At 64.7% G+C, this 24,109-nt stretch carries 22 protein-coding genes; 2 read left to right on the forward strand and 20 right to left on the reverse strand.

Annotated features, from left to right (window positions below; translation table 11 throughout):
* The first annotated feature begins 2 nt into the window (after positions 1-2).
* Positions 3-947, forward strand: a complete 945-nt coding sequence (locus tag ACRARG_RS18160) for a LysR substrate-binding domain-containing protein (RefSeq protein WP_432691634.1) — start codon at positions 3-5, stop codon at positions 945-947.
* A gap of 1 nt (position 948) precedes the next feature.
* The gene (locus tag ACRARG_RS18165) at positions 949-1,461 is read left to right on the forward strand and encodes a flavin reductase (protein WP_432691635.1); all 513 of its coding nucleotides are present in this window, start codon (positions 949-951) and stop codon (positions 1,459-1,461) included.
* Here the strand turns inward: ACRARG_RS18165 and ACRARG_RS18170 are convergent, their stop codons facing one another.
* From ACRARG_RS18170 to ACRARG_RS18265, 20 genes are all read right to left on the reverse strand, one after another.
* Positions 1,462-2,274: an ABC transporter ATP-binding protein gene (locus tag ACRARG_RS18170; protein WP_432691636.1), complete on the reverse strand. Its 813-nt coding sequence runs from the start codon at positions 2,272-2,274 to the stop codon at positions 1,462-1,464.
* Positions 2,271-3,164, reverse strand: coding sequence for an ABC transporter ATP-binding protein (locus tag ACRARG_RS18175; RefSeq protein ID WP_432691637.1), 894 nt, complete (start codon positions 3,162-3,164; stop codon positions 2,271-2,273). The genes ACRARG_RS18170 and ACRARG_RS18175 overlap by 4 nt, the downstream gene beginning before the upstream one ends.
* On the reverse strand, positions 3,161-4,039 hold the full coding sequence (locus ACRARG_RS18180) for an ABC transporter permease (RefSeq protein ID WP_432691638.1): 879 nt from the start codon (positions 4,037-4,039) through the stop codon (positions 3,161-3,163). Before ACRARG_RS18180 ends, ACRARG_RS18175 begins: the two co-directional genes overlap by 4 nt.
* Positions 4,032-5,039 (reverse strand): ABC transporter permease, encoded by a 1,008-nt coding sequence (locus ACRARG_RS18185; RefSeq protein ID WP_432691639.1) that lies wholly within the window; start codon positions 5,037-5,039, stop codon positions 4,032-4,034. The genes ACRARG_RS18180 and ACRARG_RS18185 overlap by 8 nt, the downstream gene beginning before the upstream one ends.
* Positions 5,040-5,099: 60 nt before the next feature.
* Positions 5,100-6,632: an ABC transporter substrate-binding protein gene (locus tag ACRARG_RS18190; RefSeq protein WP_432691640.1), complete on the reverse strand. Its 1,533-nt coding sequence runs from the start codon at positions 6,630-6,632 to the stop codon at positions 5,100-5,102.
* Between the two features lie 69 nt (positions 6,633-6,701).
* The gene (locus ACRARG_RS18195; protein WP_432691641.1) at positions 6,702-8,246 is read right to left on the reverse strand and encodes a phytoene desaturase family protein; all 1,545 of its coding nucleotides are present in this window, start codon (positions 8,244-8,246) and stop codon (positions 6,702-6,704) included.
* A 3-nt stretch (positions 8,247-8,249) separates the two neighbouring features.
* The gene (locus tag ACRARG_RS18200; protein WP_432691642.1) at positions 8,250-9,800 is read right to left on the reverse strand and encodes an indolepyruvate oxidoreductase subunit beta family protein; all 1,551 of its coding nucleotides are present in this window, start codon (positions 9,798-9,800) and stop codon (positions 8,250-8,252) included.
* Between the two features lie 12 nt (positions 9,801-9,812).
* Positions 9,813-11,957 (reverse strand): thiamine pyrophosphate-dependent enzyme, encoded by a 2,145-nt coding sequence (locus tag ACRARG_RS18205; protein WP_432691643.1) that lies wholly within the window; start codon positions 11,955-11,957, stop codon positions 9,813-9,815.
* Positions 11,958-11,979: 22 nt separating this feature from the next.
* Positions 11,980-12,567: a VOC family protein gene (locus ACRARG_RS18210; protein ID WP_432691644.1), complete on the reverse strand. Its 588-nt coding sequence runs from the start codon at positions 12,565-12,567 to the stop codon at positions 11,980-11,982.
* Positions 12,568-12,600: 33 nt separating this feature from the next.
* Positions 12,601-13,047: a MarR family winged helix-turn-helix transcriptional regulator gene (locus tag ACRARG_RS18215; RefSeq protein WP_432691645.1), complete on the reverse strand. Its 447-nt coding sequence runs from the start codon at positions 13,045-13,047 to the stop codon at positions 12,601-12,603.
* On the reverse strand, positions 13,044-14,609 hold the full coding sequence (locus tag ACRARG_RS18220) for a phytoene desaturase family protein (RefSeq protein ID WP_432691646.1): 1,566 nt from the start codon (positions 14,607-14,609) through the stop codon (positions 13,044-13,046). Before ACRARG_RS18220 ends, ACRARG_RS18215 begins: the two co-directional genes overlap by 4 nt.
* Positions 14,610-14,612: 3 nt before the next feature.
* On the reverse strand, positions 14,613-15,407 hold the full coding sequence (locus ACRARG_RS18225) for a cyclase family protein (RefSeq protein ID WP_432691647.1): 795 nt from the start codon (positions 15,405-15,407) through the stop codon (positions 14,613-14,615).
* 349 nt (positions 15,408-15,756) lie between these two features.
* Positions 15,757-16,353 (reverse strand): flavin reductase family protein, encoded by a 597-nt coding sequence (locus tag ACRARG_RS18230; protein ID WP_432691648.1) that lies wholly within the window; start codon positions 16,351-16,353, stop codon positions 15,757-15,759.
* A 3-nt stretch (positions 16,354-16,356) separates the two neighbouring features.
* Positions 16,357-17,109, reverse strand: a complete 753-nt coding sequence (locus ACRARG_RS18235) for an HpcH/HpaI aldolase family protein (RefSeq protein ID WP_432691649.1) — start codon at positions 17,107-17,109, stop codon at positions 16,357-16,359.
* The gene (locus tag ACRARG_RS18240; RefSeq protein WP_432691650.1) at positions 17,106-18,503 is read right to left on the reverse strand and encodes an FAD-binding oxidoreductase; all 1,398 of its coding nucleotides are present in this window, start codon (positions 18,501-18,503) and stop codon (positions 17,106-17,108) included. Before ACRARG_RS18240 ends, ACRARG_RS18235 begins: the two co-directional genes overlap by 4 nt.
* 7 nt (positions 18,504-18,510) lie before the next feature.
* Positions 18,511-19,824: a TRAP transporter large permease gene (locus ACRARG_RS18245; RefSeq protein WP_432691651.1), complete on the reverse strand. Its 1,314-nt coding sequence runs from the start codon at positions 19,822-19,824 to the stop codon at positions 18,511-18,513.
* Between the two features lie 14 nt (positions 19,825-19,838).
* Positions 19,839-20,351, reverse strand: coding sequence for a TRAP transporter small permease (locus ACRARG_RS18250; RefSeq protein WP_432691652.1), 513 nt, complete (start codon positions 20,349-20,351; stop codon positions 19,839-19,841).
* 64 nt (positions 20,352-20,415) lie between these two features.
* Positions 20,416-21,408, reverse strand: a complete 993-nt coding sequence (gene dctP / locus ACRARG_RS18255; protein WP_432691653.1) for a TRAP transporter substrate-binding protein DctP — start codon at positions 21,406-21,408, stop codon at positions 20,416-20,418.
* Entirely contained in the window at positions 21,405-22,163 is a 759-nt protein-coding gene (locus ACRARG_RS18260) for a GntR family transcriptional regulator (protein ID WP_432691654.1), read from the reverse strand. The genes dctP and ACRARG_RS18260 overlap by 4 nt, the downstream gene beginning before the upstream one ends.
* Before the next feature lie 238 nt (positions 22,164-22,401).
* Positions 22,402-24,096 carry an ATP-dependent acyl-CoA ligase gene (locus tag ACRARG_RS18265; protein WP_432691655.1) on the reverse strand — a complete coding sequence of 565 codons (1,695 nt, stop codon included), beginning with the start codon at positions 24,094-24,096 and terminating at the stop codon, positions 22,402-22,404.
* Positions 24,097-24,109 lie beyond the last annotated feature (13 nt).

The following is a 24,109-nucleotide window of genomic DNA, read 5'->3' on the forward strand; positions in this document are numbered from 1 at the left end:
GCGTGACCGCGACAGGGTTCCGGTTGGATCATATGGATCACAAGTCGCTGCATCGTTTCGATCTGAACCTGATCAAGGTGTTTCTGGCGATCTGCCATTGCGGCAACCTGACCCAGGCGGCCGATCGTCTGGGCCTGACGCAGCCCGCGGTCAGCCATGCCCTGCGCCGCCTGCGGGACGAATTCGGCGATCCGCTGTTTGTGCGGGTCGGCAATAGCATGACACCGTCGCAGACCGCGATGACCCTGCGACCTGCCTTTGAACAGGCTCTGCGTCTTGTCGGCGATACCGTGCAGGCGTCGCGCCAGTTCGACCCGACGGTATCGACCCGCCAGTTCCGGATCGCGATGACCGATACCGGGGAATTTGTGATCCTGCCCCGGCTTCTTGCCGCGCTGCACAAGGCGGCGCCGGAGGTGACGGTCCAGTCCATGCGCATTGCGCCCGAGGATCTGCATTCGGCGCTGCGAACCGGGCAGATCGATGCCGCTATCGGGTTCCAGCCCGGGCTGGAGCCGGTCGGGGCCGTGCCGCGCCACATCATGCAGGACAAGATCGTCTGCCTGTTCCGTTCCGGGCATCCGCTGGCCGGGCAGGACTGGACCGCCGAGACATTTGGCGGGCTCAGCTTTATCGATGTCGGCCGGGACGCGACCGGCTATCGTCTGGCGCGGCAGCAGATTGCCGATCTTGGGATACCCTACAGGACCGTGGCGCAGCTTAACCATTTCACGATTGTGCCGGAAATCCTCCGGCGGACGGATTTTGTCGCGCTGTTCCCTTATTCCGTCTGCAGGATGATGAACCGGCACGGAGAGTTCGACCATCTGGATCTGCCCTTCGGCGTGCCTACATTCGATGTGAGTTTCTGGGTCAGCCAGGCGTTTGCCGCCGATGCCGCACTGACCTGGCTGTATGAACTGCTTTTGACGCAGATGGAGTGCTGACATGACGGACGATCTGCCCGACGCGATTTCAAAGCAGGAATTCCGCAGCACCATGGGTCTGTTTGCCGGGGCGGTGACGCTGATTACCACGGGCACCGGCGCGGGGCGCCGCGGTCTGACGGCGACGGCTGTCTGTGCGCTGACCGACACGCCGCCCAGCCTGCTGGTCTGCGTCAACCTGTCGAGCGCCACCCATCAGGCGATGGTGGAGAACGGGCGTTTCAGCGTTCAGCTGCTGTCGGATCAGGACGAGGACCTCGCGCTGCATTTCGCCGGCGCCACCGGGGCGGAAGGCGCGGACAAGTTCTCTGCCGGAGACTGGGGCGAATGCCGCGGCGCCCAGCCCCGTCTGAAGTCGGCGCTGGCCTCGGTGTCCTGCGTGGTCGACGGGCAGAACACGGTGGGCAGCCACAGCGTTTTCATCGGCCGGATCGTCGAGGTCTGCCTGTCGCCGGATCGCGAGTCGCTGGTCTATGCCCGGTCGCGGTTCCACGGGTTGCGGGCGGGGCGCTGATCAGCGGTCGAACCATCCGGCGTCGATTTCGGGCAGGGGGATCGCGGAGAGCAGGCTGCGCGTGACCTGCGATCCCGGCGTGTCGAACACCTGTGCCACCGGGCCGCTGTCGACGATCACCCCGTGGTCCAGAACGATCACATCGTCGCAGAGGTGACGGATCACCGACAGGTCATGGCTGATGAAGGCCACGGTCAGCCCCATTTCCCGCGCCAGCCCCTGCAGCAGATCGAGCACATGCGCCTGGCTGGAGACATCGAGGCCGGAGACGATCTCATCCGCGAGGATGAAGCGCGGGTTCAGGGCAATGGCACGGGCGATCCCGATCCGCTGGCGCTGACCGCCGGAGAGCTGATGCGGATAGCGGGTCGCGAAGTCCACGGGCAGGCCGACCCTGTGCAGCGCGGCCTCGGCATCCGACCGGCTGCCGCCCAGACCAAAGCGTCGCATGGGCTGGGCAATGATCTGCCAGACCTGGTGCCGTGGATTGAGCGCCGACATTGGATCCTGAAAGATCATCTGAAGATCACGCCGCAATGGCCGCAGTGCCGTCTCGTCCAGCGATGCAATCTCGCGATCGCGGAACCGCACCTCTCCGGCATCGGGGCGCAGCAGCCGGACAAGCACGCGGCCGAGCGTCGATTTCCCCGATCCGGATTCGCCGACGATGCCGGTGATCCGGCCCTCTGCAATGTCGAAGTCGAGCCCCTTGAGCACTTCGACCCGCGGCGCGGCTCCGATCAGCGGCTTTCGCGCCCGGTCGGGAAAGGACAGCCTGAGCCCGCGTACGGAAAAAAGCGGTGTTCCGGTCATGCGCGCGTTCCTTGTTGTGCAAGGTCGCCGGCTGCGATCTCTTCCTGCAGGGCGGTGATCAGCCCGGCGGGCACTGGCGAAAAGCTGCGGCTCATATCGGCCGAGCTGGGCGTGGCGGCAATCAGCGCGCGGGTATAGGGATGCGCGCCCCCGGAAAAGACGGTTTCGGTCGCCGCATCCTCCATCACCTTGCCGGAAAACAGAACGGTGACTTTCTGGCTGATCTTGGCGACCACCCCCATGTCATGAGTGACGAAGAGCACGGCGGTCCCGGTCTCCTGCTGTAATTCGCGGATCAGGCGCAGGATTTCCTTTTGCACGGTCACATCAAGCGCGGTGGTCGGTTCATCCGCCACGATCAGCCGGGGCGCGGGGGCAAAGGCCGCGGCGATAAGCACGCGCTGACGCATCCCGCCCGACAATTCATGCGGGTAGCTGTTCATCACCCGGTCGGGCGCGCGGATCTGGACGCGGTCCAGCAGCTCCAGCGCGCGGTCACGGGCGCGCTTAGCGCTCCAGCCATGAATGCGGCGCAGCGGGTCGAGGATCTGCGGCCCGACCTTGCGCAGCGGGTTCAGCGCAGTTAGCGGATCCTGCGGGATAAGGGCCGATATCCGCGCCACGGTCTGGCGCCGGGTCGCCGGGGTCATGCCATTCAGATGCTTGCCGTCGAGGATGATTTCGCCGCCGCTGAGACGGACCTGTGGCGGCAGGATGCCCAGCACCGCCTTGCCGATCATGGATTTCCCGGCGCCGCTTTCGCCAACCAGCGCGCGGACCTCGCCCGGCTCCAGCCGCAGCGAGACATCGCGCAGGATCGGCCTTCCGTCTGGCAGGGCAACGGTCAGCCCGATGATGTCGAGCGTCGGTTTGCTCTGTCCCTGCGTCATTGCAGCACCGGATCGAAGCGCTGTTTCAGCCCCTCGCCCAGAGTGGAGAAGCTGAGCACGCTCAGAAACAGCGCGATCAGCGGAAAGAGCAGCACCCACCAGGCAAAATGGATGGCATTGCGTCCCTCGGCGATCATGGAACCCCAGGTCGGGTCATCGGTCGAGATCGACAGGTTCACGAAGCTGAGGATCGCCTCCACAATAATGGCGATGCCCATTTCAAGCGTCAGCAGGGCGACAATGGTCGGCAGGACATTCGGCAGGATCTCGGTCCAGAGGGTGGCGAGACGGCGCGCGCCCCCGATCCGGGCGCTGTCGACGTAATCCATCCGGGTCTGCACAAGGGTTTCGGCCCGGATAACGCGGGCGAAGCGGGTCCAGTCGATCAGCGCGATGGCGGCGATGACAGAGGTCAGGCCGGTGCCCATCACAGCCACGAGCAGCACGGCGAAGAGTACGGGCGGAAAGGCCATCCAAATATCGACAAGGCGCGAAATTATCCTGTCCCACCATCCCCCGTAATAGCCCGCGAGCAGACCCAGGGCAGAGCCGAAGATGCAGGTGCTGATCGCCGCGACAAAGCTGACGAAGACCGCGATCCGCGCCCCGTAGATCATGCGCGACAGGACATCGCGGCCCAGGCTGTCTGTCCCGAGCGGATAGCCGGGTTCGGTGCCGGCCATGAAGAAGGGCGGCAGCCGTTCCATCAGCAGATCCTGTGCCAGCGGGTCATGCGGGGCCAGCCAGGGTGCAAAGATCGCAGCGCCGAACAGCAGGGCGACCCAGCTCACGGGCAGCCAGAGCCGCAGGTTCAGCCCGCCACTTCGACGGCTGCGGCCACGGCTGCGCGACGTGGAGAGCGCGGTATCAGCCATGACGGAGCCTCGGGTTCAGCAGGGCGTAGGAAAGGTCGACCACAAGATTGATCAGGATGAAAATCGCCGCGAACATCAGCACGATACCCTGTATCAGCGGCAGATCCCGGTTGATCACGGCATCGATCGCCATATTGCCCAGCCCCTCATAGGCAAACAGGCGTTCGACGATCACGGTACCGCCAATCAGAAAGGTGAACTGCACTCCGACAAGGGCGATGGTCGGCAGGGCTGCGTTGCGCAGCGCTTCCCGCAGAATCACGGCGGTTTCGGAAAATCCGCGCACGCGGGCGAGGGTGGCGTAATCCTGCATCAGCTCTGCCTTGAGGTATTGTTTCAGCAGCTGGGCGATCATCGCGGCCAGCGGCAGGGCCAGCGACATCGCCGGCATGATCATATGCGACAGGGTCGAACCGACGACGTCGAACCGGGCCCTGAGCAGCCCTTCGAGCAGGTAGAAATTGGTCGCAAAGTCGAACTCGATCCGCGGATCGATGCGGCCGGAGATGGCAAGCACCGGCCAGAGCACGCCAAACAGCAGCACAAAGATCAGCCCCCAGAGGAAATCGGGGATCGAAAGGACCGCGCCGCTGGTCAGGTCAAGCCCGACCTCCGTGCCGCTGCCCCGGTTGCGCGCGCCCCAGACCGCGACGATACCGCCCAGGATCAGCGCGATGACCAGCGCCATCACCGCAAGCTCCAGCGTGGCGGGCAGGCGCGACAGAACAAGGTCATCCACGGGGCGGCGCAGCGTGATGGAGGTGCCGAAATCCCCCTGCACGATGCCACCCAGCCAGATCGCAAACTGCTGCACCAGCCCCTTGTCCAAGCCGTAAAGCGCGGTGAGCCGGGCAATATCTTCTTCGCTGGCGCCGGGCGGCAGCATCATGGCGATGGGATTGCCCGGTGCCACGCGCACCAGCGTGAAGACCACAACCGCCACGCCAAAAAGCGTCACGATCATGGTCAGCAGCCGGATCAGGATGGTCTTGATCAGCATTTGGTCCTCGGCTGTGTCACCGCCCGGGCTTGTGGGCCCGGGCGGCGCGTCAGGTCAGGGTCAGGAGGTGGACATGGCCTGCGGCAGCAGGTCGCCCGAGGTATAAGGCACCACGTTCACCGAGGAGGCATGCACGATCGGCATCACATATTGCAGCAGCGGGATCACATAGCCCTCCTCTGTGATGTATTTCGACACATCCTTATAGCCCTGGATCCGCTTTTCCTCGTCAGCCTCGCCAAACAGCGGTCCGATCTTTTCGATCAGGTCGGGGGTGTCCCAGACCGAATGCGGCGAGGGGCCGAACATGGCAAATCCGGTGGAGGTCGACGGATCCCCGATGGAATTGCCCCAGTTGTAGAACGCGGCCGGGGCCAGCGTGTCGGTCGCGCGCAGCTCGTAATGTTTGGCGATTTCGTAGACCTCGATCTCGGCCTCGATCCCGACCTTGCGCCACATGCCGACGATGGCCTGGATCATCTCGTAATCCTTGGGCTTGAAGCCGCGCGTCGTCTGGATGGTAAATTTGACCGGATTGTCGGTCGAATAGCCGGAGGCCGCCAGCAACTCCACCGCCTTGTCGGGGTCATAGTCAAACGTGACGCTCTCGTCATAGGCCGCATAGCCCGGCGCTTCGAGGGTCGAGAGCGGCACGCCATAGCCCCGCAGAAGCCGGTCGATGATCAGCTGCTTGTCGATGGCATGATGTGCGGCCAGCCGGACGTTCTTGTCCGTCATCACCTCAATATCGTTGAGGAAGATCATGCCGATATCGGTGATCGGGATCGCCTCGCCCGACAGGCCGTCCTTGGCGATCAGGCGGTCGTAGTCCTCATAGGGGATGTTGACGGTCACATCCGACGACCCCGATTCCACCTCTGCCACGCGGGAGGCGGCATCGGTCACGAATTTGATGGTCACGGTGTCAAAGGCCGGCGCCTCGCCCCAGTAGTCGGGGAAGGCCTTGAGGCGGACATAAGCGCCCTGTTCGAAGGCGTCGACCATGTAGGGGCCGGTGCCGATCGGGGCCTTCTCGAACCCCTCGGCGCCGACCTCCTCGTAGTATTTCTTGGGCAGGACATAGCCGGTGAGGAAGGCCATCCATTTGAAGAGGGTCGGTTCGAATTCGAGAACATCGGCGGTGATGGTCTGGCCGTCGATCTTGTAATTGCCGAACTTGCCCCAGACGAACTGGATCGGGTTGCCGGTTTCGGGCTTGCCCGCGCGTTCCAGCGACCAGACGATGTCTTCGGGGGTGAAGTCATCGCCATTATGCCATTTGACGCCCTCGCGGACGGTCATGGTGATGGTCTTCTTGTCGTCGGAAAAGCCCCATTCGGTCAGCAGGCCCGGTTCAAAGGACAGATCCGGCGCCTGGCCGACATAGCGGTCGAACACGGCAAGGTAATAGGACTGAAGCACCGGGTTCACGGCGGCCGGGCCGGTGGTCGGATCCCAGCTCTGGACCGGAATGTTATAAGCGATGGTCAGGCCGCCATCCTGTGCGCTGACCGGAAGGCCCGCCGCCGCGAGCGCGGCCAGGGCAGAGGCGGCGCCGAGAAAACCGCGCCGGGACAAGGGAAGGTGTGTCATCTGTTTACTCCTGTTGGGATAGATCGGCCCGGTGATCCGGGCTCTGGGCTTTGAATGTCGGTGCCTCGGTCATGGCAGGGCCGAGGCGGTGAAATGGCCGGATCCCGCGCCGGTACCGGCGCCCGGCCAGCAGGCGGCGCCGATCATGTGCAGGCCCTTTATTGGCGTGGTGCCGTCGGCAAAACCGCGGACCGGGCGAAAGAGGAAGTTCTGCGTCAGATGGTGCGACCCGCAGAGCTGGTCGCCGCCGACGAGGTTGGGATTGCCGGCCTCCAGATCGCGCGGGGAGACGGCGTGCGAGGCGAGGATGCGATCGCGGAAACCGGGCGCCTGCGCCTCGATCAGGTTCAGCACCCGGTCGGTCATCGCCGGTTTGGCGCTGTCCCAATCGGTAGCGGCGATCTGGCCAGCGGCATCGCCCCGGATCTCGGCCGGTACGACGCGGACCTGCACCCAGAGCACATGCTTGCCCTCCGGCGCGCGGGTCGGATCAAAGACGGAGGGCTGACCGACAACCAGCACCGGCGTATCGGGCAGCAGCCCGGCCTTGGCCTGCGCATAGGTCCGCGCCGCCGTGTCGATGGAGGCACCGATATGCACATAGGCGAACTGGCCAAGCTGCTCAGCCAGCCACGGGGTCGGCCCGTCCATGGCGAGGTGCAGCATCATTGTGCCGGGCGCGTGACGGAAATCCTTCAGTCCCTGGTCGAACCGGGCGTTGCCCGAGGCGCCGATCATCCGGGCCAGATGTTTGGGCGCCAGCCCTGCGAAAACGGTCGCGGCCGCGATGGTCTGGCCATCCGCCGTCACACCTGTGACGCGGCCGCCGGAATGGGTGATCGCGGTGACCTCGGAATTGCAGTCGACCCGGCCGCCATTGGCCTCGATCATTGCCACCAGCGCGCGGGTGACCGTATCTGCGCCGCCCTCTCCGATGACCATGCCCATGGCCTGACCGGCCATGGCCTCCAGATAGGGAAAGATCGCGCCGCCCGCGATATCGGGCGCAAAGTCGAGATGCATGCCCCAGCTGGACAGCGCCGCGATCAGGCGGGGGTCCTCGAAGGTCTCCGTCAGCCAGTCGCGGGGCGAGGTCATCAGGAACTGCGCCAGCTCAAGAGAGCCGGACGTGCCGAGCCGCCGCCAGGTCTGCCAGAGGAATTTCAGCAGCGGACCGCGCCGCATCGGCGTGCCAAGCAGCCCGCCGATGCCGGCGACCCGATCGGGGAAGGCCGCCATCAGATCGCGCCAGGCGGCCTTGTCGGCGTCAGAGGCGAAGGTCGCCAGCGTCTCCTCGACATCGGTGGAGATGCCGACATGATCGCCGGGCGTCAGGGCCTGCGCAAAGGGGCGGGAGATCGGGACCAGCGCGAACCCGTGTTTTGCCATTGCATCCCTATGCTGCGCCATGAAGGCGGAGCCCGCAAACATCGAGAGGTTCATCGCGGCGACGTCATGGCGGAAGCCAGGGAGCGTCAGTTCTTCGGTCCGCACTGCGCCGCCGGGGGTGGGGCCGCGTTCGAGGACACGCACCGGCTTGCCCCGGGCAGAGAGCTCTGCCGCTGCGACGAGGCCGTTGATGCCGGAACCTATGATGACGATCGGATCGGTCATGGCTTACCCGGCAAAACTGCGGACAGTGGCAAGGGCGCCGTCGAGCTTGTCGCCCTTCACGTCATCCAGCGCGGCGGTGCGCAGACGGCGCATCCAGTCGGCGCCGTCCTCGCGCCCCCGGAGCATATCGAGCGCGCCCATGACACGGGCGAATTTCGACAGGCCGCGGGCGTGGGTGTCGGAATAGCCCTTGATCAGGCGGTAGTTCGCCAACAGCTCTGCCGCCATGGCGCGGTCGGTTTTCGCAGTGTCCAGCACCGTCGCGAACCAGCTGTCGACATGGGCCATCTCTGTGGCGTGGCGCAGCAGACGACGACGGATCGGGCGCAGCGAGGACACGGTCCAGAGCATCAGGAACCCGCCGATACTGTCGGTCCGGATGCGCCGGCCCTTGTCGATTGTACGGCCGTACCAGGCCTCCAGCCCCTTGCGGTTCTGCATCCAGCGGCCCAGGGACCGGGGCAGGGTGGTGGCAAATTCCTCGAACCGGGGATGGAAATATTCGGTCAGCATCAGGACCTGGCCGTCCGCTACCGCGACCTCGCCGCGCACGCGGTCCATCCGGGTGGCGCGGGTCTTGATATCGGCCACGCGGATCAGGTCGTCATAGCACAGCGCACGGGCACAGTATTTGGCGGCATTTGTGGTCAGCTCGAAGGGCGCAGCATCCAGCGCGGCGACCTGTTCGACCATGTCGAGATACTGGGCGCCGTATTTGACGTCCTGATAGTCGACGACTTTCTGCAGCCCGAGAGTGGCGAGCGCCTGCGCCGGGGCGGGCAGGGCGTCCACCCGCGCTTCAAGCTTCGACCATGTCGCCCTGAGCGCCTCGGGCACGGCAAGCGCGGGGGCGGGCCTGACCTCCTCCGGTGGCAGCACCGGCACGGGGTGCTTGCCCTCGGCAATGTCGCAGGCGGCATTGAACGCGCGGAGCGAAGCGTCGACCCCGCGCCCCCCGCGGCGGATCACCGTCTCGTAGGTGTCACGGGGGAAGGGCAGGGCACCGGACCCGGCCAGCGCCCCCAGCAGAGAGGCAGAGATGACGGAGCCCGCCTCTTTCGCCACCGTCTCCATGTCGAAGGCCACGACCTTGTCGGCGGCAATGCCCATGGCCTCCACCACCTCCGGCCCGTTGGCGCGGCCGTCGCCCGGCACGATCTTTTCGGCAACGGCCGGGATCCGGTGGGTGGAGGCGATCATCGTCGTGCGCCCCGGCGTCACGAACCCGCGCATGATGGCGCGCCCGCCCTCCATGAGCTCTGACGCCATGAGGATGTCGACATCCCCGATCGCGGGCGAGAGCGCAAAGACCGGCATGCGCCCGGTGTCACGGCACATCTCGATATAATAGATCGTGGCGCCGGTCCGCTGCGCGACCCCCGCGACGGAGGTCGACTGCGCCCGGTAGCCGTTTTCTTCGGCCACATCGACGATCCAGCTGGTCAGAACTCCGCCGCCCTGTCCGCCGACCGCGAGGGCCGCGAGCGTGATGATCTTTTCGCCGTCCGGGCCGGGAGAGCGGCGGGCGATGACGGGTTGCACGGGCATGTTCATGGCGTCACCTCCTCAGGCGTAGACGATGCGCTTGGCGTCGCGCCGCGACTGGAGCCAGGTCATCAGCTTCTGCGCCCGGGTGGCGCGGCGGGTTTCACGTTCGGTCGGGTTGGAGACGATCTCCGCCTGGTAGAAGGAGGGGCAGAGCACGGCGGCATCCGCCACCTCGCCGCAATTGCCACAGCCGACGCAGCTCTGGTCGATGGCGGCGACCGGATCGTCGCGCAGCGGGTCGCCGGTATCCTTGACCGACAGCGACGGACAGCCCGAGAGCCGCATGCAGGCGTGATCGCCGGTGCAGACATCCTCATCCACGCCGAAGCGGGGGCGGACAACGCGCTTGCCTTCCTTGGCGGCCTTGGCCAGTTCCGGCTTTACCCGCCGCTGCTTGTTCAGCATGCATTCGGAGGAGGCGACGATGACCTTCGGCCCTTCCTCAGGCGTGGTCAGCGCCTCTGTCAGCGTGTCGCGCATCTTGGTGACGTCATAGGTGCGGTCGATGTGCCGGACCCATTTGACGCCCATGCCCTTGACCGCGTCGACGATGGAATTCTGCGTCTGCTTGGTCTTGTTGGTGGCGCGGGAGGACAGGATATCCTGCCCGCCGGTCGCGGCGGAATAGAAGTTGTCGACGATGATGATGACATTGTCGGACTTGTTGAAGACCGCATTACCGATGGAAGAGGTCAGGCCGTTGTGCCAGAACCCGCCGTCGCCCACGAAGCTGATCGACCGGCGCCCGCCCTTGTTTTCATTGTGAAATGCCGCGGCAGAGGCGGGGCCAAGCCCGTAGCCCATGGTCGTGGCGCCCAGATCGAAGGGCGGCATGATGGAAAACAGGTGACAGCCGATGTCGGAGGAGATGTGATGCTCGCCCAGATTTTCCTCCACCAGCTTGGTGGCGGCGAAGATCGGGCGTTCCGGGCAGCCGGTGCAGAACCCGGGCGGACGGGCGGGCAGGGTCTTTGACAGGTCGGGGATCGCCACCGGCTCTTCATTGGTCGCGACCTTGGCGGCGGGCAGGAGGCCCGGGGCATGGTCGGCAAGGAAGGCGGCGATGCCGTCGACCATGACCTGCCCGGTGTATTCGCCGCCCATCGGCAGCTTGCCCTTGCCCTCCAGCTTAACGCTGCGGCCGGAGCGGTAGAGCATGTGGCCGATCTGCTGTTCGATGTAGTTGGGGAAGCCTTCCTCGACGATCAGAACGGCATCCTTGCCGGCGCAGAAGGCGTCAATCTGGCTGTCGACCAGCGGGTAGACGCAGTTCAGCACAAGGATGTCGAGCTGGGTGTCACCATAGATATCGGCCAGGTCCAGCCGGTTGAGGGCGCGGATGACGGTATTGTAGCTGCCGCCGGTGATGATCAGCCCAACCCGGGCAGTGTCGGAGCCCAGCCGTTCATTGATGCCCCGGTCGAGGATGAAGGCTTCGGCCGCCGGTTTCCGTTTTGTCAGTTTTTCCTGTTCATGCAGATATGTGGCCGGGGGCAGGACGATCCGGTCAAGCCGGCGGGCCGGGTTTTCCAGCGCGTCGGTCACCGTCATCTCGGGCCGCTTGTTGTCAGCGGCGGTGAAATGCCCGTGCACGTGACAGGACCGGATGCCGACCTGCAGCATCACCGGGGTGTTGGAGATTTCCGACAGCTCATAGCCATCGCCCACAGCCTTGACGATCGACGGAAGATTGGGACGCGGGTCCAGCATCCAGACCTGACTTTTCATCGCAAAGGCATAGGACCTTTCCTGCATGATGGAGGAGCCTTCGCCGTAATCCTCGCCCACGATGATCAGCGCGCCGCCGGTGACACCGCCGGAGGCGAGGTTCGACAGCGCGTCGGAGGCGACATTGGTGCCGACGACGGACTTGTAGGTCACCGCCCCGCGGATCGGATAATGCACGGAGGCCGCCAGCATCGCGGTGGCGGTGGCCTCGGAGGCGGAAGCTTCGAAATGCACGCCGAGCTCGCCCAGGATCTCCTGCGCATCGGCCAGCACGTCCATCAGATGGGAAATGGGCGAGCCCTGATACCCGCCGACATAGCCCACGCCGTTTTCCAGCAGCGCCTTGGTGATGGCAAGGATGCCTTCGCCGGAGAAGGTCTCTCCGTCGCCCATTTTAAGCTTCTGGACTTCCTTGGCAAAAGAGCGTTCGGCCATGTCGGCCTCCTCGTATCTCGGGTTACTCTGCGGGGGCTTTGGGCGACCACAGGATGGTGTCTGCGCCGGTTTCGTAGGCCATGCCCTCGGGATAGGTGATCGCCTCCATCTGGAGGCCCCAGGGCGCGTAGAAATAGATGATCTTCTGGCCTGCGGTCGGGCCGTCGCCAACCGGCAGCGGGCCCCAGTTGTGGCGCACGCCCTTGCTGTCCAGATAGGCTACGGCGGCATCGATATCGTCGACATAGATGGCGATGTGATAGGCGCCGATATCGCTATTCTTCTGGGTGATGGTCTGCTGGTCGGGCGCGGAATACTGGAAAAGCTCGAGGTTCGCGCCGAAGCCGCAGCGCATCAGCGTGACCTTCTCGATCACCGCCTTTGGATCGACGCCCAGCAGGTCCTGCATGAACGTGCCTTCGGGGTCCGACAGGGGGCCGAAGCCGGTGACCTCGGTACAGCCCAGCACGTCCCCGAAAAAGGTCACGGCCTCGGCCAGGTCGGGCACGGTCATGCCGACGTGATCGATGCCCCGCATTCCGGGAAGGCCCTGCGCCATGGCGAGGGTGGGAAGACAGGCAAATGTGGCAATCAGTGAGGCGCGTTTCATGTGTGGATCCTGTAGGGGCAAAGGGAAAACAGGTCAGAAATCGTGATGGCGGATGTCGTAGAAAATTCGCAGCAGGGTCTTGTTGAAATGGTCGCGTTCCCCCGCATCGAGCGAGCGGAGCATCGTATCGCGCATGTCGAGCATCGCGGGCCAGGCGGCGCGGTAGGCGGCCTCGCCCGCCACCGTCAGGCTGATCATGCGGTAACGGTTGTCGCCGTCCTGCGCGGCCCTCAGGATCAGGCCGGCGGTTTCCATCGCGTCGAGCGTGCGCGACAGGGTCGACTGCTTGATGACCGTCAGCACGGAAAGCTCGTTGATCGTGCAGGGCCCGCCTTCGGCCAGGACCGCCAGCGCGCGCATCTGGGCGACAGATACGCCGACCTCTTTCAGCGCGGATTCGACCCCTTTGTTGTACCGCGCCATGATCCGGTTCATCAGATATGGCGTGAATTCCTCAAGCTCTTCGGGCCGGTCGATCATGCGCCCAGCTCCTTTGCCGTCAGATAGCCCGACCCGCCCGACAGGCCCGGGCCCGGATGTGTCGAGGCGCCGATGTGATAGAGGCCCCGGATCGCCGTGGCATGGCGCTGCGTGTCCGGAAACGGCCGCCAGAGAAAGAACTGATCAACCGTGCAGGCGCCCCCATAGGGATCGCCGCCCACCAGGTTCATGTTCATCGCTTCAAGATCGCCGGGAGATATCGCACGGCGGGTGACAATCCGGTCGCGGAAGCCGGTGATATGGCTGGCAAGAATTGCCTCCACCCGGTCGGCAAAGGCGTCGCGCAGGGCTGCGGTCCAGTGTCCGTCCTGCGGGGTATCGATGACACCCGCGGCATCGCCTTTGACGACACGCGGCACCTCTGGCAGCTGAAGCCAGAGGATGCTTTGACCCGCCGGGGCGCGGCCCGGATCCGCCGCACAGGGCTGGCCGACGCAGATCGTGGGGACGGCGGGCAACAGCCCGCGCTCTGCCTCGTTCACGGCGCGGGATACGCCGTCGAGGCCGGGCGTCAGATGCAGAAGCTGGACGCTGTCCAGACCCGGTGTGTTCCAGTCCACCGGCCCGTCCAGCAGGTAATGCAGCTGGAAATTTCCGCGCCCGTAGCGATACCGCCGCAGTGCCTCGGCCTGGTCCGGCTGCGGCGCCAGCCGGTCATATAGCTGATGCGGTGTCACAGAGGCCAGCACCACCGGCGCGGCGACGCTTTCGCCGGATGCCAGGGTCAGGCCGGTCACGCGGTCCCGGTCGGTGGTTATGTCCGTAACCTCGGCGTTGCAGGTCACAGAGCCGCCGTGTTCTTCGATGATGGCGGCCAGGGCGCGGACCATCTGCGCCGCGCCGCCTTTGACAACCGGCGCCCCCGCCGCTTCGAGCGCAAAGCCGATCACCTGACCCATCTGGCCGGAAAAGGCGGCCTCCGGTCCCAGCCCGGCATGTAGACACCATGGCGCCCAGAGCGCGCGCGTCAGATCGCTGTCGAAGGAGGTTTCCAGCCAGCCGCGCATGGATTGCAAGGCGCCGCCCAGTGTCGCGGCCAGCCCGCGGGGCCCCCGCGACCAGGCCTCTCTGGCCATCAGTTTTGCGGTGGTCCGCGACCAGGGATCGCCGCCCATCAGGCCAAACAGCAGGTTCGCATCGGCGCCAAAGGCATCCAGATCGGCCGCCAGCTGTGTCCCGTCGCCCGTCGCTGCCGCCTCAAAGGCCGACACATTGGCGGCCCGGTCCATCTTGTAGACAAGCGCCCGTCCGTCCGGCAGCAGCACGCCCGTCGGCGTATCGGTGGCGCAGAATTCGACCCCGTGCCGCGCCAGATCGGCGCCGAGCACGGCATGCGCCGCGCCGGTGACCCAGAGCACAAAGGTGGTGGCGAGGGGGTCATAGAGGACCTCCTCGGCCAGGGTTTCCGTCCGCATACAGCCGCCGGCCACCGGTTCCCGCTCGTAAAGCGCGACCCGTTTGCCGGCCTTGGCCAGCATCGCGCCGGCGGTCAGGGCGTTGATCCCCGATCCGACGATGGCGATGTCTACGGCGGCAGACATGGCTCAGCCTGCCGGAACCAGAGCGATGGCACGGATCGGGGATCCGGTGCCCTCGACAATCTTCAGCGGGGCGGTCACCAGAATGGCGCCCTTTGCCGGCAGTTCCTTGAGATTGGTCAGGGAGGCCAGCCCGTAGCGGTTATGTTTGTGCAGCAGGTTATGCGCGGGGAAGGGAATTTCGAACCCGCCGGCGGCCCCGGCATCCGTCCCGATGCATTGCGAGCCCCAGCCAAGCGCCTTTTTCTCTTCCATCAGATACTGGATGACCTCGGCCGTCGGCCCCGGTGTATGCGGCCCGGCTTCATCGGCGTTCAGGAATTTTTCCTCGTCCGTGTTGTACTGATCCCAGTCGGTACGCATCAACACCCATTCGCCTTCCTTGATTTCGCCATGCTCGGCTTCCCAGGCTTTGACGTGCTCGACCGTCAGCAGGAAATCGGGATCGGCGGCGGATTCGGCGGAACAGTCGATGACATTCGCCGGCGCCATGAAATATTGCGGGTTGATCGTATCGACGGAGCCGTCGGGATAGTCCTTGCCGGTGATCCAGTGATGCGGGGCATCGTAATGCGTGCCGGAATGTTCGCCCAGTTTCAGCCAGTTCCAGGCCCAGAACGGCCCCCGGTCGCCATAGCGCGAGATCTGGTGGATCTCGATCGGCGGCGTGTCGTCGGCGATCTCGGGCGGCAGTTTCAGCAGCGGTGTTTTGGGACCGAGCGGTGCGGTGCAGTCGACGATCTTGATCGATCCGTCAAGCAGCGCACCCGCCAGCTGGGCCAGAGTATCCTTGGCAGTCATGGGTCTTCCTCCGTCGGTGTGCAAAAGATTCGTGACACGAGATATGCAAATGCATGTACTTTTGTGCTTCAAATTCAAAACATTTTTTAATCGCCCCGGCGCAGCATTTCATGCTGCAGAGCGGCAAGTTCCTTGCTGGCACGGAAAATGTGGAAATCGCGCCCGGAAAATTAATTTTGCTCTGCAAATATTTTGGGCAGCTCAATCGGGCTGACATGACCTCAGCACTGCCCGACAGGCGAAGGCATGGATGACATCCGACCCAAGCGAGACGCCGGGCGCGCGCCGGTTACTTCAACTCTAAAGGATTAGCCGGAGGGATGGGTCCGCACCGCAGGGCGGCGACCCGTCAGGGCCGGAACCGGTCGCGGGTGGAGCAGTAGCTGGCCGCGCCGACCCGTCCGATCGTGTCGATCATCGCCTGATCGACCTTCAGCTCCGGGCCCATGGCGTCCGCCCGGATGTGACATCCGACCACGGAACCGATGACGATATCCCGTGCCGGGCCCAGCGGCAGCAAACTGTGCAACCGGCATTCCAGCGCAACCGGCGCGTCTGCGATACGGGGGACATCGACGATTGTGCCGGGAACGGTTGCAATGGCGTTCAGCGCCAGTTCGTCCTCTTCCGGCTCCACCGGCGCGCCGCAGGCATCCATCTGTGCGCAGAGGGCACGATCCGCGATATGAACGATGAAGTCGCCGGTCTCGACGATATTGCGGGCCGTGTCCTTGCGCCGCCCGTCGGGGCGCGGCTCGATCCCGATGGCCAGCGTGGCCGGATCATGGCTCAGCAGGCCGAAAAAGGAAAACGGCGCGGCATTGGGCACACGCTCCGGGCTTAGGCTGGTGACAAAGGCGACGGGCCGGGGTGTGACGGCATTTGCCATCAGCCCGTAGCGGGCCGCAGGCGGCAGCGTCGCGAAATCGAAATAGCTGTGCTCCATGCCTCAGCCATCCTCCGGCGACAGCGGCGCAAAGGCCAGATCGGTGCCCTGCGACAGGACCATCGCGTCCGAGCCTTCGATCACAAAGGCAAGCCGGCGCAGCCACCTGGCACTTGTCCCGCGATCGGCGGAGAATATTCCGACAGGGCGCCGGGCACGATCGGCGGCATCCAGGATCTGGTCGATCACGCGATCGGTGCTGTCGGCCCCGCCGCGTGCGGCCAGGTCGATAGAGAGGTCGCCCGGACCGATAAACACCAGGTCGATTCCCGCGACGGCCAGGATGGCGTCCAGATTTTCGACCGCTTTCAGGGTTTCGATCTGCACCATGACAACCGTGTCCTGCCGGGCCCTGGCGACGTGGCCGGGGATATCGCGCAGATAACCGGCGGCCCGCCCGGGCCCGGCGCCGCGCGCGCCTTCAGGCGGGAACCGGGCATGACGGACGGCGGCCTCGGCCTCTTCTGCGGTGGAGACATGCGGCACCAGCACGCCCGCTGCCCCGGCGTCGAGCGCGGCGGCGATATTCTGGCCCAGATTGGCGCGGACCCGGACGAGCGCCGGCAGACCGGCCAGATCCGCCACGCGGATCATGTCGGCGACAAGGGCATCGTCGATCGGACTGTGTTCTGTATCGATGCACAGGAAATCAGGCCGCGCCCCGGCGACGATTTCCGCCGCCACCACGGAGGGGATGGACAGAAAGGGCCCGCGCATCGGCCGTTTTTCCGCGATCCGGCGTCTGAGAGAGGTCATGCCGGTTGCCCTTCGTCAAAGCTTTTGCCGGGGTTCAGGATGCCCAGAGGGTCCAGCAGGTTCTTGATGCTGCGCATCAGGGCGATCTCTTCCGCCGTGCGGCTGTGGGCCAGATAGTCACGCTTGACCGCGCCGATCCCATGTTCGGCCGAGACGGTCCCGCCAAGATCGCGGGTGATGCCATAGACACAGGCCTTGACCGCCTTTTCCGGCTGGTTCTGCCCGGCCTCGGGCACATTGACGACCACATGCAGATTGGAATCGCCGATATGGCCGTAGGACAAGGTCCGGGCGGATGGAAAGAGCGCGCTGACGCCCGCTTCGATCGCCGTGACCGCCTCGGCCATACGGCCGATCGGAATGCCGACATCGAAGGGTATGACAGGGCCGAGGACACGGGCATATTCCGCCGGGCTCTCCCGGACCGCCCAGAGCGCGCGCTCCTCTTTCAGAGAGCCTGCAATAACGCCATCCTCCACCGTCCCGTCCTCCAGCGCCTCACCGAGCAGACGTTCAAGCCCGGCCCGGGTCTCCGCCATATCAAAGCCCGTCGCTTCGATGATCGCATAGGCCCCGTGACGCCCGGCCAGCGGAGAGCCGAGACCCGTCGCCCCGGACATGAAGTCAAAGAAGCTGGGCCACATGACCTCGAACCCGGAGAGCGCCGGACCCAGCGTTGCGCGTGCCGCGCCCAGCAGGGCGATGATCCGGGACGTATCGGGACAGCCGACAAAGGCGGTGGTCCGGGCGGGCGGCAGCGGATGCAGCCGCAGGACACAGCGGGTGATCACGCCCAGCAGGCCCTCCGACCCGATGAACAGATGTTTCAGATCCAGCCCGGCATTGTTCTTGAGCATGGTGTTCATCCCGTCGATCACCGTGCCATCGGCCAGCACGACCTCCAGCCCCAGGACCTGATCGCGCGCCATGCCGTAGCGCACGACAGCGGTGCCGCCGGCATTGGTGGCAAGGATGCCGCCCAGCTGGCAGGACCCGCGCGAACCGATATCGATGCCCAGCAGCAGACCCTGATCGGCCGCAGCGGCCTGTGCCGTTTCCAGAACCACGCCGGCCCCGGCGATCAGCGTCCCGGCATCCTTGTCGATGCTTTCGATCCCGTTCAGACGTTCGAGGCTGAGCACGATGCCCTCTGCGACGGGATGTGCCCCCCCGGATATCCCGGTTAACCCGCCCTGCGGCACGACCGGCACCCGGGCCGCGTGGCAGGTGGCGAGGATCGCCGAAACCTCTGCCGTTGTGCCGGGCCGGGCGACCGCCAGCGGCACGACGGCGGGCAGCCCCGTCCAGTCATGGTGATATCGGTCCGGGCTGTCGGCGCCGGGCAGGATCACGCCGGGCCCGGTGACGGCGGTCAGTCTGTCGAGAATATCCATACCCGGCCTACATGAGCGAAGGGATCAGGGTGGCGAGGATCGGGAACATGATCACAAGCGCCACGAGCAGGAAAACACAGAAGATATAGGGCAGGGCGGCCCGCGCGACCTCCTGCAGGGTGGTGCCCTGCGGGCTGACCCCATGCATCACGAACAGCAGCAGTCCAAAGGGCGGTGTCGTAAAGCTGACCTCCAGCATCAGCAGCATGATCAGCCCCCACCAGATCATGTCGAACTGCAGCGACATGGCCAGCGGGACAAAGATCGGCAGGGTTATCAGCATCATGGAGACCTGATCCATGAACATGCCCAGCACCAGAAGGATCAGCGCCATGACCAGCAGGGTCTGGGTCGGCCCCATCTCCAGCGATGTCGCCCAGCGGACGAACCCGGCGGAGGCGCCGGAAAAGGCCAGCAGCTGAGCGAAGGTGGAAGAGGCGGTGATCAGCAGAAAGGTCATGCCCGTCACCCGCGCCGCATCGGTCACCGCGGTCGTAATGGCCTTCATGTCGAGCGCGCGGAAGATCAGCGCGAGGATGCCGACCGCAAGAATTCCAAGCGCGCCGCTCTCCGTCGGGGTCGCCACGCCGGTCAGGATCGACCCGACAACGGCGCAGATGATGACCGCCATGGGCAGGATATCGCGGCAGAAGATCTTGGCCCGTTCGGCCAGCGGTTTGGGCTCGTAGTCGTAGCTTGGCGCGGCATCGGGATCGATCCGGGCCTGAATAAAGATCAGCACGGCGTAAAAGATCGCCAGAATGACCCCCGGGATCAGCCCCGCCACCAGCAGCCCGCCGATATCGATCCGCGCCAGCGACCCGAAGAGAACGGCCAGAGTCGAGGGCGGAATGATCACCGCAAGGCCGCCCGACCCAAGGATCGGACCGATGGCCATATGCTTTTTATATCCGCGTTTCATCATTTCCGGCACCATCAGCGTGCCCAGCATGCCGGTATTGGCCAGCGACGACCCGGACAGGGCCGCAAACACCGTGCCCGAGGTCACGGTCAGATAGCTCAGCCGGGCCGGAAGCCGGCCGATCAGCACATCAATCGCGTCCAGCACCCGCCGGGCCAGCCCGGAATGGAAAAACAGCGACCCCATCACCAGAAAAAGCGGGACGGGCGCCAGCGAATAGGTCGATACGGCCATGGTGGCATTTGCCACCATCTGGCCAATGCCGCGCGATCCGCCCATGAAGAAATAGGTGCCGATCACGTTGATCACGAGAAAGCCAAGCGCAACCGGCAGGCCAATCCCCATCGACAGCAGCAAGCCGCCGATCAGAATGGTGATTGAAATGGTCCAGTCCATCATGATCCCGGCCCTCCTCAGAGACCGGCATGCGCATCTGCGCCGCCGTCAAAGAAGCTTTGCCCCCGCGGGAAAAATGCGAGGAATTGCAGACCGCCGAAGAGAAACCCGATGGGCATCGTCAGATAGACCCCCCACATCGGCATGTCATAGGCGCGGACCTCGTAAGAGCCGTCCGCAACGCCTTTCAGGAATGCGCTGCCGCTGTACCACATCATGTAAAAGCAGATCGCGGCCGACAGCAGGTGAAGGCCCGCTTCCCAGTAGCGGCGCATCCGCCCGGGCAGATAGGTCAGCAGCACGCCGACAAAGACATGTCCGCGGGTCAGCACGAGATAGGGCAGCACCAGAAAGGTCAGGTGCAGCATCGCATATTCGACCGTATTGACCGCCCAGATGGCCGTCGGCAGCCCCAGATTGCGCGACAACACGTCGTAATTCACGATGCAGACAATCGCGACGACAAACAGACAGCCCAGGAAGAACATCAGCCGGGAAACAGTATCAAGCGCGCGCAGCAGTAGGGCCATGGGAGCCGTCCTTCACGAAAGAGGGGAGAGGCGGGCGGACAGATCACTGCCCGCCCTGCCCGGATCAGAAGTCTTCGAAGAAGATCGCCTTGAGCTGGTCGTGATAGGTCGGGTCACGCTCCTTCAGCCGGGCCCAGGCAATGTCATAGGCCTTGTTCAGGAACAGATCGGCCTGCTCGCCTTCCAGCGTGATCGTTTCGATACCACTGTCGGCAAGCGCCTTGCTTTCGGTTTCGTTCAGCACGAGGTTTGCCTCGTACGAGGTCTTTTCATGCTCGATCGCGGCGGCCTCGACAATCGCCTTGGCCTCGTCCGACAGGCCATTCCAGGTGTCGAGGTTTATGGAGATCAGAACATCGGTCTGGAAGAAGCCCGGATCGATCCGGTATTTCAGGAACTTGTCCCAGCCAAAGTCGCGGATGCCGGACACCGGGTATCCGGTTCCGTCGACCACGCCGCGCTCCAGCGAGGTATAGACCTCGCCTGCGGCCTGGACGACGATCGTGGCGCCCAGTTCCTCGAAGAACGCGCGGTAGAGCGGAGAGGTGCGCAGGCGCAGACCGGACAGGTCGACCTGTCCGTCCGCCGTCGTGCCCGGCTTTTCGGTGGTCCAGAGGTGGAACCCGGCGCCACCGTCGACATGGGCCAGAATATGGGTGTTGGCCTTGGCGTGATAGGCTTCGTTCACCAGATCGAGCCCGCCCTTTTCACGCGCGGTCATCGGGTCAAGGTTGGACCCGGCAAATGCCTCGCCTTCCGGAACGAGGTTCAGGTAAAGCCCGGCGGGCAGCAGGAACATGTCGGCGATGCCGTTCATCTGCGCCTCGCCCATACGTTCGTTGGGGATGACTTCGGGGCCACCGATGACCTGAATCTGCACGACGCCCTCGCCGCGCTCGTTGACGAGATCGACGAACTTCATGAAGTTCTTGGAAAATGACACCTGCGCCGGGGTGAAGGTGACGGCGCGGATGACCTCTTCGGCCTGGACGGCCGCAGCGGACAGCCCGATCAGGGATGCAACCGCTGCGCCTTTGAGAAACTGATACGTTTTCATGTGGTCCTCTCTGTTGTGAATCGGCCCGGTCGTTGGTCGACCTTGGTGCTGGCCAGTGGTGGATCTTGCCCGTCCGATCCGGGAACGGGGGTGGCATGCAGAATGCGATCCGCATCGGCCTGTTCAAAGAACGACAGGGCCGCATCTACAAAATCCTGCATGGCCGCATGGGCCATCGCAGTGTCGCCGGCGTCAAAGGCCGCCAGAAGCCGCCGGGTACCTTCGGCGGCGGCTTTGCGGCCGGCCTCGGAATGCAGCGTGGTCGCGCGGACGAGATGCACCTGAAGGTGAAACCGGGTCAGGGTCTCGCGCAGCCGGGCATTGGGGATCCGGTCAAACCAGAAGGCGCGCAGGGCGCGGTTGGCCGCGGCTGAATCGGCCGGGGTCCGGGCATTGGCCACGGCCGTCTGAAGGTGGCGGAACTGGACGCGGTCCTCCTCTCCCGCCGCCGCAACGACAGAGACAAAGGCAACCGGTTCCAGGGCGCGCCGGATCTCGAAAATCTCTCTGACGTCCTGCATGGAGGGATGGATCACGACATATCCTGCGGGCTGGGCGCCTTCGATCAGCCCGTCTTTTTCCAGCCGGTTCAGGGCCTCGCGCACCGGGGTGCGCGACACATCGAGCGCCCTTGCGATCTCTGCCTCGATCAGCCGGTCTCCCGCCGCGCGGCGCTGTTCGACCAGGTCGTCCAGCAGATCCTGGTAGACCTTTTCGCCAAGTGGCTGGGTTCGTCTGCGCAACGGATGGTACATGATCGTCCTTGCTGGCTTCTCTGTATACTTTTAAACATGAAATAAATTTAGCAAGAAGAATCTGAGGGCGCGTCAACGATTTTGTGCATCTCGCTCAAGAGAGCAGCGGGCGGACCTCCGCAAAGCTTTGGATCTGCAGTTTGTTTGCGCGGCAGCCCTGCTGACCGGCGGGCCGGTGACACGACGCCCGGTCAGGCCGGATGACGAATGTGCAGGGCTGTCCGGCCGCCGGACCGCTTCAGCGGCGCAGGGTGACCCCGGCGGATTCTCTGTCCCAGGTGCTGGGGGTGACACCCTCTTCGCGCAGCTTGAACTTCTGGATCTTGCCGTTCTCGGTCCGCGGCAGGTCGGACCGGATATCGATATACCGGGGCACCGAATAATAGGGCAGCCGGTCTTCACAATGGCGGATCAGATCCTCCGGCTCCAGGGTCGCGCCGTCTTTCAGAACGATGGCGACCATGACCTCGTCCTCGGCCAGCTCGGAATCGACGGGGAAGACGGCGGCGGTCGCAATTGCCGGATGACTCAGCACACCCTGTTCGACCTCGTAGGACGAGATGTTTTCGCCCCTGCGCCGGATGGTTTCCTTGATCCGGTCGACAAACCGGAAATAGCCATCAGCATCCCGAACCACGCGGTCGCCCGTATGAAGCCAGAGGTTTTTCCAGGTCTCGACGGTTTTGTCCGGCATGCCGAAATAGCCATGCGCAAAGGCATTCGGCTGATCGGCGCGCAGCAGCAGCTCGCCCGATGTCCCGTCCGGCACGCAATTGTCGAATTCATCGACGACGCGGGCCTCGAACCCTTTTGTGATCCGCCCGATCAACCCGGGGCTGAGGCTGTCCGCCTCTGTCTGTATGACATTGTTCGACTCGGTCGATCCGAACGCGTCGAGCAGCAGAATCCCCGTCCGGCGGACAAATGCGTCGTGGAACTGCGCCGGAACGCCGGGCGCAAGCGCGATACGGGTGGTGTGGTCGCGCTCCTCCGGGCTTTCGGGGCGCGACAGCAGCATCGGCACCATCGCCCCCAGTAGGTAAGTGACATCCGCCTGCGACTTTTTCAGCGCCTCATAGAAGCGCGACACGGAAAACCGGACGGAGAGCGACTGCGCCCCGCCAAAGACAAGCGCCTGGAAAAAGCAGTTGATCGCGTTGGTATGGAATAGCGGCAATGTCGTATGCAGCACATCTCCGGGCCGGATACCCAGCTGGCGGCCCGTCGTGATCGCCCACCAGAAAAACTGCTCATGCGGGCAGATCACCCCCTTGGAAACACCGGTCGTGCCCGAGGTATAGAGGATCGCCATCGGATCGGCGGGCCGGACGTCATGCGGCTCGACCGGGGCGCCGGGGTCCGGCATGGGGACCGCGCCAGCCGGCAGATCGGCCGTCCCGGCATCCAGCACAAAGACCGTCTCCAGCATGAGAGATTCGCGGTCGACCGTGGCAAGGTTGTCCAGCAGATCCGCTTCGATGATCAGCAGCCGGGCGGCCGAATTGTCCAGGATATGCCTCAGCTGATCGCCCCGCGACGCGATATTGATCGGCACAGCCACCGCACCGGCCCATGCAATGGCGGCAAGGATGGGTATGAAATCCAGACGGTTGGCGCTGATCAGCGCGACGCGGTCGCCCGGGGCAATGCCCGCCGCGGTCAGCCGGCCCGCCAGCCGCGCGGCGCTGTCACAGATCTGACGGGCCGACAGGTCCATCCCGTCCATCCGCAGAAGCGGCGCGTCCGGCGCCGTGTCGGCCCGCGCCCGGAGCAATGCCGGCAAAGTCCGGCCGGCCGGTGGCGTGCTGCGTTCAAGAAGGTCGGCCCGGCGGTGCGAGTCGCGGCAATAGTCTTGCGCTGTCACCGGGTCGAGCAGGCTGCAGGCGGCACGGGCCGCATCGGAATAGACCGTCGCTGTGTTTCGATCCGCCATGCTGTGCACCTTT

This window comes from Pseudooceanicola profundi, assembly GCF_050897955.1.
In the GTDB taxonomy this organism is placed as follows: Bacteria; Pseudomonadota; Alphaproteobacteria; order Rhodobacterales; family Rhodobacteraceae; genus Pseudooceanicola.

What these genes read in the sequence shown, in the direction of transcription:
- ACRARG_RS18165 (WP_432691635.1), top strand. Translation starts at nt 949, where the DNA reads ATGACGGACGATCTGCCCGACGCGATTTCAAAGCAGGAATTCCGCAGC.
- ACRARG_RS18170 (WP_432691636.1), bottom strand. Translation starts at nt 2,274, where the DNA reads ATGACCGGAACACCGCTTTTTTCCGTACGCGGGCTCAGGCTGTCCTTT.
- ACRARG_RS18175 (WP_432691637.1), bottom strand. Translation starts at nt 3,164, where the DNA reads ATGACGCAGGGACAGAGCAAACCGACGCTCGACATCATCGGGCTGACC.
- ACRARG_RS18180 (WP_432691638.1), bottom strand. Translation starts at nt 4,039, where the DNA reads ATGGCTGATACCGCGCTCTCCACGTCGCGCAGCCGTGGCCGCAGCCGT.
- ACRARG_RS18185 (WP_432691639.1), bottom strand. Translation starts at nt 5,039, where the DNA reads ATGCTGATCAAGACCATCCTGATCCGGCTGCTGACCATGATCGTGACG.
- ACRARG_RS18190 (WP_432691640.1), bottom strand. Translation starts at nt 6,632, where the DNA reads ATGACACACCTTCCCTTGTCCCGGCGCGGTTTTCTCGGCGCCGCCTCT.
- ACRARG_RS18195 (WP_432691641.1), bottom strand. Translation starts at nt 8,246, where the DNA reads ATGACCGATCCGATCGTCATCATAGGTTCCGGCATCAACGGCCTCGTC.
- ACRARG_RS18200 (WP_432691642.1), bottom strand. Translation starts at nt 9,800, where the DNA reads ATGAACATGCCCGTGCAACCCGTCATCGCCCGCCGCTCTCCCGGCCCG.
- ACRARG_RS18205 (WP_432691643.1), bottom strand. Translation starts at nt 11,957, where the DNA reads ATGGCCGAACGCTCTTTTGCCAAGGAAGTCCAGAAGCTTAAAATGGGC.
- ACRARG_RS18210 (WP_432691644.1), bottom strand. Translation starts at nt 12,567, where the DNA reads ATGAAACGCGCCTCACTGATTGCCACATTTGCCTGTCTTCCCACCCTC.
- ACRARG_RS18215 (WP_432691645.1), bottom strand. Translation starts at nt 13,047, where the DNA reads ATGATCGACCGGCCCGAAGAGCTTGAGGAATTCACGCCATATCTGATG.
- ACRARG_RS18220 (WP_432691646.1), bottom strand. Translation starts at nt 14,609, where the DNA reads ATGTCTGCCGCCGTAGACATCGCCATCGTCGGATCGGGGATCAACGCC.
- ACRARG_RS18225 (WP_432691647.1), bottom strand. Translation starts at nt 15,407, where the DNA reads ATGACTGCCAAGGATACTCTGGCCCAGCTGGCGGGTGCGCTGCTTGAC.
- ACRARG_RS18230 (WP_432691648.1), bottom strand. Translation starts at nt 16,353, where the DNA reads ATGGAGCACAGCTATTTCGATTTCGCGACGCTGCCGCCTGCGGCCCGC.
- ACRARG_RS18235 (WP_432691649.1), bottom strand. Translation starts at nt 17,109, where the DNA reads ATGACCTCTCTCAGACGCCGGATCGCGGAAAAACGGCCGATGCGCGGG.
- ACRARG_RS18240 (WP_432691650.1), bottom strand. Translation starts at nt 18,503, where the DNA reads ATGGATATTCTCGACAGACTGACCGCCGTCACCGGGCCCGGCGTGATC.
- ACRARG_RS18245 (WP_432691651.1), bottom strand. Translation starts at nt 19,824, where the DNA reads ATGATGGACTGGACCATTTCAATCACCATTCTGATCGGCGGCTTGCTG.
- ACRARG_RS18250 (WP_432691652.1), bottom strand. Translation starts at nt 20,351, where the DNA reads ATGGCCCTACTGCTGCGCGCGCTTGATACTGTTTCCCGGCTGATGTTC.
- dctP (WP_432691653.1), bottom strand. Translation starts at nt 21,408, where the DNA reads ATGAAAACGTATCAGTTTCTCAAAGGCGCAGCGGTTGCATCCCTGATC.
- ACRARG_RS18260 (WP_432691654.1), bottom strand. Translation starts at nt 22,163, where the DNA reads ATGTACCATCCGTTGCGCAGACGAACCCAGCCACTTGGCGAAAAGGTC.
- ACRARG_RS18265 (WP_432691655.1), bottom strand. Translation starts at nt 24,096, where the DNA reads ATGGCGGATCGAAACACAGCGACGGTCTATTCCGATGCGGCCCGTGCC.